At 68.0% G+C, this 12,423-nt stretch carries 11 protein-coding genes; 2 read left to right on the plus strand and 9 right to left on the minus strand.

Translation table 11 applies throughout. The annotated features are described in order from the left end of the window. Nucleotides 1–49 precede the first annotated feature (49 nt). Nucleotides 50–586, minus strand: coding sequence for a YaeQ family protein (locus AC1IQ6_RS15735; RefSeq protein WP_102770862.1), 537 nt, complete (start codon nt 584–586; stop codon nt 50–52). A gap of 118 nt (nt 587–704) precedes the next feature. Here AC1IQ6_RS15735 and AC1IQ6_RS15740 point away from each other — a divergent pair, with 118 nt between their 5' ends. After that, nucleotides 705–1,361, plus strand: a complete 657-nt coding sequence (locus AC1IQ6_RS15740; RefSeq protein WP_485864902.1) for a LysE family translocator — start codon at nt 705–707, stop codon at nt 1,359–1,361. A 9-nt stretch (nt 1,362–1,370) separates the two neighbouring features. Here the strand turns inward: AC1IQ6_RS15740 and AC1IQ6_RS15745 are convergent, their stop codons facing one another. From AC1IQ6_RS15745 to ggt, 6 genes are all read right to left on the minus strand, one after another. Then, nucleotides 1,371–1,769: a VOC family protein gene (locus tag AC1IQ6_RS15745; RefSeq protein WP_485864903.1), complete on the minus strand. Its 399-nt coding sequence runs from the start codon at nt 1,767–1,769 to the stop codon at nt 1,371–1,373. A gap of 37 nt (nt 1,770–1,806) precedes the next feature. Then, complete coding sequence (locus AC1IQ6_RS15750; protein WP_102770860.1) at nt 1,807–3,663, minus strand: dipeptide ABC transporter ATP-binding protein; 1,857 nt, start codon at nt 3,661–3,663, stop codon at nt 1,807–1,809. A 14-nt stretch (nt 3,664–3,677) separates the two neighbouring features. Beyond that, nucleotides 3,678–4,556, minus strand: coding sequence for an ABC transporter permease (locus AC1IQ6_RS15755; protein WP_111825312.1), 879 nt, complete (start codon nt 4,554–4,556; stop codon nt 3,678–3,680). Then, entirely contained in the window at nt 4,553–5,497 is a 945-nt protein-coding gene (locus AC1IQ6_RS15760) for an ABC transporter permease (protein ID WP_111825313.1), read from the minus strand. Before AC1IQ6_RS15760 ends, AC1IQ6_RS15755 begins: the two co-directional genes overlap by 4 nt. Before the next feature lie 121 nt (nt 5,498–5,618). Next, entirely contained in the window at nt 5,619–7,130 is a 1,512-nt protein-coding gene (locus AC1IQ6_RS15765) for an ABC transporter substrate-binding protein (RefSeq protein WP_102770857.1), read from the minus strand. Between the two features lie 57 nt (nt 7,131–7,187). Further along, the gene (ggt, locus tag AC1IQ6_RS15770) at nt 7,188–8,816 is read right to left on the minus strand and encodes a gamma-glutamyltransferase (RefSeq protein WP_102770856.1); all 1,629 of its coding nucleotides are present in this window, start codon (nt 8,814–8,816) and stop codon (nt 7,188–7,190) included. A gap of 105 nt (nt 8,817–8,921) precedes the next feature. Here ggt and AC1IQ6_RS15775 point away from each other — a divergent pair, with 105 nt between their 5' ends. Further along, nucleotides 8,922–9,824, plus strand: a complete 903-nt coding sequence (locus AC1IQ6_RS15775; RefSeq protein WP_485864904.1) for a LysR family transcriptional regulator — start codon at nt 8,922–8,924, stop codon at nt 9,822–9,824. A 181-nt stretch (nt 9,825–10,005) separates the two neighbouring features. Here AC1IQ6_RS15775 and AC1IQ6_RS15780 read toward each other — a convergent pair whose 3' ends face one another. Then, complete coding sequence (locus AC1IQ6_RS15780; protein WP_485864905.1) at nt 10,006–12,177, minus strand: phosphocholine-specific phospholipase C; 2,172 nt, start codon at nt 12,175–12,177, stop codon at nt 10,006–10,008. Between the two features lie 36 nt (nt 12,178–12,213). Continuing rightward, nucleotides 12,214–12,408, minus strand: a complete 195-nt coding sequence (locus AC1IQ6_RS15785) for a hypothetical protein (RefSeq protein ID WP_102770853.1) — start codon at nt 12,406–12,408, stop codon at nt 12,214–12,216. Nucleotides 12,409–12,423: the final 15 nt, after the last annotated feature.

Here is a 12,423-nt window from a genome sequence, read left to right on the forward strand (position 1 = left end):
TTGCGCCGTTCGCGCCGCGATGGCCCCGTCCGCGGGGCGGGGAACGTCGTTAACGCCAGACTTCCGGCTCGATGCTGACTTCGCCCTTGTCGGCCGAGAAGTACACCACGCCGTCCGAAATATTGGCATTGAGCTGCATGGTGCGCTCGGCCAGCCTGGCCAGGGCCTTGGCCTGATCCGACGGCAGGTTGACGACCTTCAGATTGCGGGTGCGCTCCAGCTTGTTCTTGACGCCGTCCCACCAGATCTTGCTGGCCGAGCCGCCGTAGCAGTAGACGATCACCTCTTCGGCGCGGCCGCAGGCCCGCAGGATGCGGCGTTCTTCCGGCTGGCCGACTTCGATCCACAGCTTGACCGCGCCGGTCAGGTCCTTGGCCCACAGGTCGGGTTCGTCGGTCTCGCTCAGGCCCTTGGTGAAGCTCAGGTCCTCCTGCGCATGCAGGGCGAAGGCGACCAGGCGCACCATCATGCGCTCGTCGGTCTCGGAGGGGTGGCGGGCCACCGTCAGCGCATGGCTGCCGTAATAGTGGCGGTCGGTGTCGGCGACGTTGAGTTCGGCCTTGTAGATCGTGGCGCGCAGGGCCATGGCGGGAATCCGTTGAATGAAGCGTATGACTGAAGGCCGCCATGATACCGCCTGCCGGCGCGCGCCTGCGGCGGCGCGCCAGCGCTACACTGGCTTTCCGCTTCCTTCCGAGCCGCCCATGACCGCCACCGCCGCCCTGCTCGCCTTCACCCTGGCCGCCGCCATCCTGACCGTCACTCCCGGCATGGACAGCGCGCTGGTGCTGCGCACTGCCGCCGTCGAGGGCGGCCGGCGGGCCTTCATGGCGGGCCTGGGCGTGGCCACGGGCTGCCTGGTCTGGGGCGCGGTCGCCGCCTTCGGGCTGGGCTCGCTGCTGCTGGTCTCCAGCCTGGCCTACGACACGCTGCGCATCTGCGCGGCGCTGTACCTGTGCTACCTGGGGCTGCGGCTGCTGTGGGGCAGCTTCAGGCGCGGCGGCGGCGGCGGCATCGCCGAAGCCGGACTGCGGGCCGCGCCGGCGTCGGCCCCGGCGGCCAGCGCCGGCGGCTGGTTCGTGCGCGGCTGCCTGACCAACGTGCTCAATCCCAAGGTCGGGATTTTCTACATCACTTTTTTGCCGCAGTTCATCCCCGCGGGCGCCGACGTGCTGCGCTTCAGCCTGCTGCTGGCCGCGATCCACGCCGTGCTGGGCGTGCTGTGGTTCGCCCTGCTCGTGGCGGCGACCCGGCCGCTGGCGCGCTGGCTGTCACGGCCGGCCGTGATGCGCGGCCTGGACCGCATGACGGGCGCGGTCTTCATCGCGTTCGGATTGAAGCTGGCGCTGGAGAAGCGCTGAAGGCGCGCGTCAGTCCTCCGCCGGCCCGTGGCAGGCGACGCACAGCTTGTTGCCGTCCGGGTCGCGGAAGTACGCGCCGTAGTAGCTGGCGTGGTATTGCGGCCGCAGGCCCGGGGGGCCCTCGCAGCGGCCGCCGTGTTCGAGCGCGGCCCGGTGCGCCTGGCGCACGGCTTCTCGCGATGGCGCCATGAAAGCCGTCATCTGCCCGTTGCCGGGATGCGGCGCCCGGCCATCGTACGGCCGGCAGATCACGAAGTACGGACGCTGGCCGCCCGCGCTATGCCATCCCGCCCAGGGGCGGTGCCGGTCCAGGAATCGCAGCTCCAGCCCCAGAGTGTCCATCAGCGCGGTGTAGAAGCCCAGCGCGCGCTCGAAGTCGGTGACGCCGACGAATACGTGGGAAAACACGGTATGGCTCCTTGGTGGACTGGCATACGCCCATGCCTCAATACACCCCTACCGGATGCTGCGCCACGAAATGCCCCTCGCCCACCGCCACCAGCGGCCGGACCAGCGGGTCGTCGCCCAGCTTGCGCACCGGGCTGGGGATTTCGTCGACCAGCAGCGAGCGCTCGCGGTGGCGGCGCTGGGGATCGGCGATGGGTACGGCCGCCATGAGCTTTCTGGTGTAGGGATGCTGCGGGTTCTCGAAGATGGCGCGGCGCGGGCCGATTTCGACGATCTGGCCCAGGTACATGACGGCCACCCGGTGGCTGACGCGTTCGACCACGGCCATGTCATGCGAGATGAACAGGAACGACACGCCCAGCTCGCGCTGCAGGTCGAGCAGCAGGTTGACGATCTGCGCCTGGATGGAGACGTCCAGCGCCGAGACGGATTCGTCGGCGATCACGACCTTGGGGTTGAGCGCCAGGGCGCGCGCGATGCAGATGCGCTGGCGCTGGCCGCCGGAGAACTCGTGCGGATAGCGGTCGATCATCTCGGGCAGCAGCCCGCATTTGTCCATCAGCCAGCGCACCCGGTCCTGCGCTTGCCGGCCGCGCGCCACGCCGTGGATCAGCAGCGGCTCCATGATGGAATAGCCCACCGTCATGCGCGGATCGAGCGAGGCGAACGGGTCCTGGAAGATGAACTGGATGTGGCGGCGCAGCGTCTGCATGGCGCCGCCGCGCAGCGCGCCGATGTTCTGGCCGTCGAACTCGATGGAGCCGCTCTTGCTCTTGACCAGCTGCAGCAGCGAACGGCCGGTGGTGGTCTTGCCGCAGCCGGATTCGCCCACCAGCGACAGGGTTTCGCCGGGATATAGGTCGAAGCTGACTTTCTCCACGGCGTGCACGCGTTTCTGGACCCGGCCGAATATGCCGCCGGTGATGTCGAAGCTGGTGGTCAGGTTGCGCACTTTCAGCACCGGGCCGTTGTCGCGGCGCACGGTGGAGGCCGCCGCAACCGGCTGGCTCGCGGCGGGTTCCGGCGCCGGCGCGTCCACGCGCAACAGCGGAAATGGCGCGGGCTCGTCGGTGCCCTGCATGGCGCCCAGGCGCGGCACGGCCGACAGCAGTGCGCGCGTGTAGGCGTGCTGCGGGCGCGCGAAGACCTCGTCCGAACCGCCCTCTTCCACCTTGTCGCCGCGGTACATGACCAGCACGCGGTCGGCGACCTCGGCCACCACGCCCATGTCGTGGGTGATGAAGATGACCCCCATGTCCATTTCTTCCTGAAGCTGGCGGATGAGCTGCAGGATCTGGGCCTGGATGGTGACGTCCAGGGCCGTGGTGGGCTCGTCGGCGATCAGCAGCTGCGGCTTGCACGAAAGCGCCATCGCGATCATGACGCGCTGGCGCATGCCGCCGGACAGCTGGTGCGGATAGCGGTCCAGGATGGCGCGGGCCTCCGGGATGCGCACGCGCTCCAGCATGCGCAGGGTCTCGGCGCGCGCCGCGGCCGCGTCCAGGCCCTGGTGCAGCTGCAGCGCCTCGGCGATCTGGCTGCCGGCCGTGAAGCTGGGATTGAGCGAGGTCATCGGCTCCTGGAAGATCATCGCCACGTCCGCGCCGCGCACGCGCTGCAGCAGCGAATCCGGGGCGTTGAGCAGGTCCAGCACCTCGCCGTTGCGCCGGCGCAGCAGCATGCCGCCGTTGACGATGCGCCCGCCGCCGTATTCCACCAGGCGCATCAGCGCCAGCGAGGTGACGGACTTGCCCGATCCGGACTCGCCGACGATGGCCAGGGTTTCGCCGCGGTCGACGTGGAAGGAGACGCTGCGCACCGCTTCCACGGTGCGCTCGGGGGTCTTGAAGCGCACGGTCAGGTCGTTGACCTGGACGACGCGTTTGGGGTCCATGGTTGCCATATCGATTACTTGTCCTGGCGCGGATCGAGCGCGTCGCGCAGCCCGTCGCCCAGCAGGTTGAAGCCCAGCACCGCGAGGAAAATGGCCGACCCGGGGAAGATGGACATCCACGGCGCCTGGGTCATGAAGTTCTTGGCCGTGTTGAGCATCGAACCCCAGGACGGGTTGGGCGGCTGCAGGCCCAGGCCCAGGAAGGACAGGCTGGCCTCGGCGATGATGGCGGTGGCGATGGTGATCGTGGCCTGCACGATCAGCGGCGGCATGACGTTGGGAAACACGTGCCGGGCGATGATGCGCAGGTCGGAGGCGCCCAGCGCGCGGGCGCTCTGCACGTAGTCCTCGTTCTTGACGGCCAGCACCTGCCCGCGCGTCAGGCGGATGAACTTGGGCGCGGCCGACACGCCGATGGCGATCATGGCGTTGGTCAGGCTGGGGCCGAGAAAGGCCGCCAGCGCGATGGCCAGGATCAGGAAGGGAATGGCCAGCAGCGCCTCGGTGGCGCGCGAGATGACGCTGTCGGTCCAGCCCCCGAAATAGCCGGCGGCCAGGCCGAACGGCACGCCCGCGACCAGGGCGATCAGCACCGACACCAGGCCCGCCATGAGCGAGGCGCGCGCGCCGTAGACCATGCGGCTGAAGATGTCGCGGCCCAGCTCGTCGGTGCCCAGCCAGTAGGCCGCCGACGGCGCCTTGCGGATGGTGGTGAAGCTGGTCTGGAACGGATCGTGGCTGGCGATCAGCGGCGCCAGCGCGGCCAGCGCCACGAACACCAGCACGATGCCCAGGCCCAGCATGGCGATGCGATTGCGTTTGAACTTGGCCCAGGCGCGATTGCGGCTGCGGGGCGGCGTGACGGCTGCGGCCGTTGCAGGAAATGCGCTCATGAGTGCCTCAGGCGGGGATTGACCAGGATGTACAGGATGTCGGCCAGCAGGTTCATCACGATGAAGCCCACCGCGACGCAGAGCACCACGCCCTGCACCACCGCGTAGTCGCGCGTGAAGACCGCGTCGACCACCAGCTTGCCGAATCCCGGGATCGTGAAGACCTGTTCGGTCAGCACGGCGCCGGCCAGCAGTTCGCCGAACAGCAGGGTCACCAGCGTGACGATGGGCATGAGCGCGTTGCGCAGCGCGTGGCGCAGCACCACGCTGCGCGGCGACACGCCCTTGGCGCGTGCGGTGCGCACGTAGTCGGCCGACAGCGCCTCCAGCATGGCCGAGCGGGTATGGCGCATCAGGTAGGCCGCGATCGCCGTGGACAGCACCAGCGCGGGCATCAGCATGGTCTTCATCGAGAGCCAGAAGTCCTCGGACGGCGACACGTAGCCCGAGGCCGGCAGCAGCCGCCACTGCACCGACACCACCATGATGAGGATGATGCCGAGCCAGAAATTGGGTATGGACATGCCGGACAGCGCCGCGATGTTGGCGCCCATCTCGATGGGCTTGCCTTTGCGCACGGCGGCCAGGATGCCCATGGGGATGCCGATCAGCAGCGCGAAGAACATGGCCATCGCGGCCAGTTGCAAGGTGACGGGCAGCTTCTGGCCGATCAGCGTGGTGACGGGCACGTCGGTGCGCAGCGATTTGCCCAGGTCGCCCTGCAGCACCTGGCTGGCCCAGGCCGCGTACTGCATGGGTAGCGGATCGTTGAGCCGGTATTTTTCGCGCAGGTAGTCCAGGACGGCCGGGTCGCGTTCTTCTCCGGCCAGCGTCAGCACGGGATCGCCGGGCAGGATTTTTTGCAGCATGAAAACGATCATCGACACCAGTATCAAGGTCGGTATCGCGACGATCACGCGGCGCAGGATGAGTTTAAGCATAGGAAAACCGGGAAACGGGAGCAGCGGCAGGCGCTTGCCGCGGAGCTTGCGGCTGCCACAAAGAATAACCGGACGCGCGCTGCGCGTCCGGCTCGGGCGGCCTCGGACAGCCGCCCCGCGGTCACTTCTTCGCGAAGCTCACGCCCTTGAGACGGACCATGCCGTCCGGATAGGGCGTAAAGCCCTGGACCTTCTTGGCCAGCGCGAACGGCCAGGGCTGGTAGTAGTTGTAGACCCCGGGCAGCTCGTCCTGCAGGATGGTCTGCGCCTGGTCGTAGATCGCCTTGCGCTTGGCCGTGTCGGGCACGGTGCGCGCCTCGTTGAGCAGCTTGTCCACTTCCGGATTGCAGTAATGGCCGTCGTTGAGCGCGCCCTTGCAGGTGACGAAGGCGTGGATGTTGCCGTCCGGATCGACCCGGCCCGACCAGCCCAGCATCACGATCTGGAAGTTGCCGCCGGACGCCTCTTTCTGCAGCGCCGCGTACTCGGTGGGACGCAGCGACAGGTCGAAGCCGGCCTCGGCGGCCATGGCCTGGACGATCTCGGCGATGGACGAGGTGGTGGTGTTGTTGCCGAACACGAGTTCGGCCTTCACCCGTTCCAGGCCGGCCTGCTTGAGCAGGGCCTTGGACTTGGCGACGTCGCGCTGGGTCGGCGGGAACTTGTCGCTGTGGTAGGGGCTGGCCGGCGGGAACGGCTGCTGGGCCGGCTCGAAAATGCCGCCGCCGGCGACTTCGCTGATGGCCTTGCGGTCGATGGCGTACTGGAACGCCTGGCGCACCAGCTTGTTCTTGAACGGATTGTCCTCGGCGCGCTTGCCGTTGGCCACGTTGAACATGAACTGCTGGAAGCCCAGGCCGGCTATCGGCGCGAAGGTCAGGCTGGCGTCGTTCTTGACCTGCGGCACGTCGGAGGGGTTCAGGCGCTCCAGCATGTCCAGGTCGCCGGCGCGCAGGTTGGACAGGCGCACCGTGGTGTCCGGAATGGGCAGGAAGGTGACGCGCTCGAACGCGAAGTCCTTGGCGTCGTAGTACTGGTCGAACTTCTCCAGCACGATGCGGTCGTTCTGGATGCGCTCGACGAACTTGTACGGGCCCGAGCACACCGGCTTGCGCCCCACCGCCGCCACGTCGTCGGTGAAGGTCTTGGGCGAGAGCATCATGCCGGCGCGGTCCGACAGCTGCGCCAGCAGCGTGGCGTCGGGTTTCTTCAGCGTCAGCACCAGCGTGGCGGCGTCCGGCGCCTCGACCTTCTCGACCGAGGCCAGTTCGCCCTTGCGCAGGCTGTCCGGCAGGCTCATGGCGCGTTCGAGGTTGGCCTTGGCCGCGGCGGCGTCGAACTTGCTGCCGTCATGGAACAGCGCGTCCTGGCGCAGCTTGAAGGTCAGCACCTTGTTGTCGGGGCTGAACGACCACGAGGTGGCCAGTTGCGGCACGAACTGCAGCTTGGGATCGATGTCGATCAGCTTGTCGCACAGCGAGGTGAAGACGATGCGGCCGACGTAGGTGCGCGCGCGGTGCGGGTCCAGCACGTCGGGATCTTCCTGCAGGCCGATCCGCATGTTCTGCGCGCCGGCCGCGCCGGCGGCCAGCGCCAGCAGGCTGGCGCCCAAGGTCAAGGTCAAGCGTTTCATTGTGTTTTTTCCCCTTGTGTCGGCGCGGGCGTACGCGCCGCGTACGCCCGCGCTGGTTCAGAAGCCCACGGCCTGGCCGTCGCGCCGGCTGTCGCTGGCGGCCACGTAGCCCAGCTCGTTGTCGCTTTCGGACATGCGCCAGATGAACTGGCCCGCGCCGAAGTCCATGTAGGGATCTTCGACGGACTTCAAAGCATGCCCGAGGTCTTTCAGGCCCGCAACCGTCGCGGCCTTCATATTGGTCTCGATGTCCAGCGTGAAGTCGCGGTTGACCTTCCAGCGCGGCGCGCAGCAGGCGGCCTGGGGGTTCTGGTGGTAGTCGATCATGCGGACCACGGTCTGCAGGTGGCCCTGGGGCTGCATGTCGCCGCCCATCACGCCGAAGCTCATGACGGGCTTGCCGCCCTGGGTCAGGAAGCCCGGGATGATGGTGTGGAACGGACGCTTGCCGCCTTCGACCACGTTGGCCGACTGCGGGTCCATCGAGAAGCCCACGCCGCGGTTCTGCATGCTGATGCCGGTGCCCGGCACCACCACGCCCGAGCCGAAGCCCATGTAGTTGGACTGGATGAACGAGATCATCATGCCGCTCTCGTCGGCGGCGGTCAGGTAGATGGTGCCGCCGGCGTGCGGACGGCCGGCCTCGAAATGCGTGGCGCGGTCCAGGCGGATCAGCTTGGCGCGGCTGTCCAGGTAGGCGTCGGACAGCATCTGCTCCGGCGTGACCTGCATGGAGCGCGGATCGGACACGTACTTGTACAGGTCGGCGAAAGCCAGCTTCATGGCTTCGATCTGCACGTGCTGCGACTGCACCGAATCGACCGGCATGCCGGCCATGTCGAAGCGCTCGACGATGCCCAGCGCGATCAGCGCGGCGATGCCCTGCCCGTTCGGCGGGATCTCGTGCAGCTCGTAGCCGCGGTAGGACTTGGAGATCGGCTTGACCCACTGCGGACGGTAGTTGCGCAGGTCTTCCAGCGTCATGGCGCCGCCGCACTCCTTGCTGAAGGCGGCGATGCGCTCGGCCAGCTCGCCTTCGTAGAAGTCGCGGCCCTTGCTGGCGGCGATGCGGCGCAGCGTGTAGGCGGCGTCCGGGAAGCGGAAATGCTCGCCCACCTTGGGCGCGCGGCCCTCGGGCAGGAAGGCCTGGGCGTAGCCGGGCTGGTCCTTGAGTTCGTCGGCGGCGGCCGCCCACTTGTGCGCCACCACCGGCGGCACGGCGTAGCCGCGCTCGGCGACCTCGATGGCGGGCTCGAACAGCTGCTCGAACGGCAGCTTGCCCAGCTTTTCATGCAGCGCGGCCCAGCCGGCGACCACGCCCGGCACCGTCACGGCGTCCCAGCCGCGCTTGGGCTGGACGGCCAGGCCGTTGGGGCCCACGCCGTGCCTGCGCTTGAAGTACTCCACGTTCCAGGCGGCCGGCGCCACGCCGGAGGAGTTCAGGCCGTGCAGCTCCTTGCCGTCCCAGACGATGGCGAAACAGTCGCCGCCCAGGCCGCAGGACACGGGTTCGACCAGGACGATAGTGGCGGCCGCCGCGATCGCGGCGTCCACGGCGTTGCCGCCCTTGAGCAGCATGCGCAAGCCGGCCTGCGCCGCCAGCGGATGCGACGTGGAGACCACGTTGCGGGCGAACAGCGGGATGCGGACGGAAGGATACGGGTTGCCCCAGTCGAAGGCTTTCATGGTGCGAATCTCATAACGGGTTGGTGTGCATGGACCCAGGCGAAAGTACTCTTGTGATCTAATTAAATCAATTTGATTTTTTGTTCCGTCATAAAAAGTTTTTTTATGAGTACGATCCGCTTCCTACGGACGTTCCTGGCGGTGGCGCACCACGGCTCTTTCTCCGAAGCCGCCGAGCAGGTGGCCCTGACCCAGGCGGCCGTCAGCTTCCAGATGCGCTCGCTGGAGGCGGAGCTCGGCCGCGAATTGTTCGACCGCAGCGGCCGTCTTGCCATTCTTAACGCAGCCGGCCGCGAATTGCTACCCGAAATCAAGCATTTGCTGGATCTGTACGACCGCATGCGGCGCCCGCCCACCGTGCCGGGCGAACTGGCCGGCTCGGTCGCGGTGGGCAGCATCGTGTCCTGCATGGGCACCTTGTCCAAGGTGGTGTCGGGCCTGAAGAAGGTTCATCCCAAGCTGGACGTGCGCATCCTGTCGGGCAAGGCCAGCGAGCTGGCCGGCAAGGTCGAGGACGGCGAACTGGACGCCGCCTTCCTGGTCGAGGCCGGCCGCAAGATGGCCAGCACCCGCTGGACCCCGCTATATGAAGAAGAACTGGTCGTCATCGCGCCGCGCTCGGCGCGCGGCGCCGACGCGCGCCAGGTGCTTGCGGCCAACCCCTTCCTGCGTTTCGACCGGACCCAGCGCACCGGCCTGCAGATCGACCGGCTGCTGCGGCGCCTGGCGGTGCCGCTGAACGAATTCCTGGAACTGAACGCGATCGAGACGCTGGTGGAACTGGTGCGCCAGGAGGTCGGCGTCACCCTGCTGCCCCTGATCCACGGCTCCAACTGGCAGCAGAGCCCGGAACTGCGGATCCTGCGGCTGCCGCCGGACCTGGGCCCGATGGCGCGGGCGATCGGCATGCTGGAACGGCGCGAACACGCCCGCCAGGGGATTACGGCGGCGATCTGCGCGGGATGCGCGACGGCGTTTCGCGGGAGTGTGGGGGGGGTGGTGGGTTGATGGCGGCTTGCGCGGCCCGATGGGTTACGCGCGTTCGGTATTCGGGTTCTTGTTCAAGTAATCGCGCGCTGCACCCATCCTACGATGGCAGAATCGTAGGATGGGTGCAGCGCGCGATACTTGACACAAGAAATCCATGCCAAGCGCGCGTAACCCATCGGGCCGCGCGGGCCACCAGCCCCTACAGCGCCATCGCCGGATCGGTCACCGACGGCCTGCCGGTTTCCACGCGGCCGGCGAAGCGGCGCAGGTAGGCCGGGTCTTCGGCCAGGCGCGCCGTGAAGTCGTACCAGCTGTGGCTGTCCGCCAGCGCCCAGTGCTGCTCGACCTCGCCGCCGGCGGGCACGGTGAACTTCCAGCGCTCGTGGTTGGCGTAGTAGGCGTTGGGCGCGACTTCGAAGGTGCAGGCGTTCTTGCCGCCGTTGATGAAGCTGACGTAGACGTCGCCGTTGGCCACGTCGTAGCAGACGCGGATCTCGGCGGCCAGCTCGGACGTGCGGGCCAGGGCCAGGTCGCCGGCGAAGTGGCGGTGGTAGCCGTTAGGCCCGAGCACCCACAGGTCGTACTTGCCGCCATCGGCCGCCGCGTCCCAGCTGCCTTCGAGCTGCTTGCCCGGCTCCACCGTGTAGCGGCGCGGCAGGCGGTCCAGGTTCAGGCGGTCATAGACGTGGAACACCGCCGCCTGCTTGCCGGTATTGGCGAACACCAGGCGCATGGCGCCCATGTCGGGCTGCGCGCGGGCGCTGGTGTGCAGCTCGTAGGGCAAGGGGCGCGAATGGCGCATGCCCGGCTCCTGCACCGGCCTGGCCTGGGTGCTGGGGTCCGGCAGCGGCACGGCGTTCAGGGCTTCCTGCGCGCGGCGCTTGTCGTCGGACTCGGAACGGGTCTGCAGGTTCAGGTTGGGCAGCTTCTCGTCATTGGGATTGACGAAGTTGAAGGCCGAGGTCAGGTCGCCCAGCACCGCGCGGCGCCACGGGCTGATGTTGTCTTCGGCCACGCCGAAGCGCGCTTCCAGGAAACGCAGCACCGAGGTGTGGTCGAAGGCCTGGGAGTTGACCCAGCCGCCGCGGCTCCACGGCGACACCACATACATCGGCACGCGCGGGCCGGGACCGTAGACCCGGCCGTCGGCCGCGTCCTGGGCCGAGGGACGCGTGTGGCGGTCGAGGTCGGTATTGACGGTGGAGGCGCCGGCCATGGAGCCGTCCGGGTTCAGCGAAGGCGCGGCCGGCGGCGGCACGTGGTCGAAGTAACCGTCGTTCTCGTCGAAGTTGATGAGCAGCACGGTCTTGCTCCAGACCTCCGGATTGGCGGTCAGCGCGTCCAGCGTCTCCTGGATGTACCAGGCGCCCTGGATCGGACTGGACGGGCCGGGGTGCTCCGAATAGGTGGCCGGCGCCACGATCCAGGACACCTGCGGCAGCGTGCCGTTGGCCGCGTCCTCGCGCAGCGCCTGCAGGAAGCCGCCGTCCGGCATGGTGTTGGCCACGCCCTTGTAGAGCGGATTGGTCGCGTCGTCCGACGGCGCCCAGGCCGGGTAAGGCGAGCCGTTGGCGTTGTTGCCGGCCAGTTCGTTGGCGCGGCGGAAATTGCGAAAACCCGCCAGCGAGTTGTCGGTGAAGTTGTCGGGCAGGTTCTGGTAGACCTTCCAGCTCACGCCCGCTTCCTGCAGGCGCTCGGGATAGGTTTTCCAGTTCCAGCCGGTGGACGAGGCGCCCAGCGAATCCCATTGGTTGCGGGTGGAGGGGCCGTTGCCCTGGGCCAGCGGATCGTTGGTGCCGGTCCAGAAGAACAGTCGGTTGGTGTTGGTGCCGCCGTGCGAGGAGCAGTGATAGGCGTCGCACAGCGTGAAGGCCTCGGCCAGCGCGAACTGGAACTGCACCTCTTGCTTGCGGTAGTAGCCCATGGACTGGTTCTGCTTGTAGCGCGGCCATTGGTCCATGCGGCCGGCGTCCCAGGCCATCTGGGCGTCCAGGTAGTCGTGCGGGGTGCCGGCCACGCGCTGGGCGTTGCCCTGCGTGCTGTCCAGGTGATACGGCATCACCACGCGCGCCCCGTTGCTCTGCTCCCAGACCGAGCGGTTCTCGGGCAGCGGAATGGTGATGCGGTCGCCGAAGCCGCGCACGCCCTTGAACGTACCGAAGTACATGTCGAAGGAGCGGTTTTCCTGCATCAGGATCACCACGTGCTCGACGTCGTTGATGGTGCCGGTGCGGTTGTTGGCCGGGATGGCCAGTGCGCGGCGGATGGCCGGCGGGAACATGGACAGCGCGGTCAGGCCGGCCGTCGAGGCGGCGGCGGTGCGCAGAAAGCGGCGCTTGCCGGCGTGGACCTGGTCTTTATCGGACGTCACGGTTTTTTTCCTATGTGTTGGGTGGGCTGGCGCGGCTCAGGGCGCGCAACGCAATTCGGGCTTGGCCGGCGTGGGCGGCACGGGGGTCGGCGTTTCCGGCTGGCCGCCGGTGCCGGGAGGCTCGCTGCCGCCGCTATCGCCGTCATCGCCGCCGCAGGCGGCCAGCGTGGCGCTCAGCATCAGCACCGCGCCCAGGCGCAGGAACCCGCGCAACATCGTGGATTGGTTCATCGTTTTCTATCCTTG

Source organism: Achromobacter sp. MUI-25009338 (genome assembly GCF_057359325.1).

What these genes read in the sequence shown, in the direction of transcription:
- AC1IQ6_RS15785 (WP_102770853.1), bottom strand. Translation starts at nt 12,408, where the DNA reads ATGAACCAATCCACGATGTTGCGCGGGTTCCTGCGCCTGGGCGCGGTG.
- AC1IQ6_RS15765 (WP_102770857.1), bottom strand. Translation starts at nt 7,130, where the DNA reads ATGAAACGCTTGACCTTGACCTTGGGCGCCAGCCTGCTGGCGCTGGCC.
- AC1IQ6_RS15750 (WP_102770860.1), bottom strand. Translation starts at nt 3,663, where the DNA reads ATGGACCCCAAACGCGTCGTCCAGGTCAACGACCTGACCGTGCGCTTC.
- AC1IQ6_RS15735 (WP_102770862.1), bottom strand. Translation starts at nt 586, where the DNA reads ATGGCCCTGCGCGCCACGATCTACAAGGCCGAACTCAACGTCGCCGAC.
- AC1IQ6_RS15760 (WP_111825313.1), bottom strand. Translation starts at nt 5,497, where the DNA reads ATGCTTAAACTCATCCTGCGCCGCGTGATCGTCGCGATACCGACCTTG.
- AC1IQ6_RS15755 (WP_111825312.1), bottom strand. Translation starts at nt 4,556, where the DNA reads ATGAGCGCATTTCCTGCAACGGCCGCAGCCGTCACGCCGCCCCGCAGC.
- AC1IQ6_RS15740 (WP_485864902.1), top strand. Translation starts at nt 705, where the DNA reads ATGACCGCCACCGCCGCCCTGCTCGCCTTCACCCTGGCCGCCGCCATC.
- ggt (WP_102770856.1), bottom strand. Translation starts at nt 8,816, where the DNA reads ATGAAAGCCTTCGACTGGGGCAACCCGTATCCTTCCGTCCGCATCCCG.
- AC1IQ6_RS15775 (WP_485864904.1), top strand. Translation starts at nt 8,922, where the DNA reads ATGAGTACGATCCGCTTCCTACGGACGTTCCTGGCGGTGGCGCACCAC.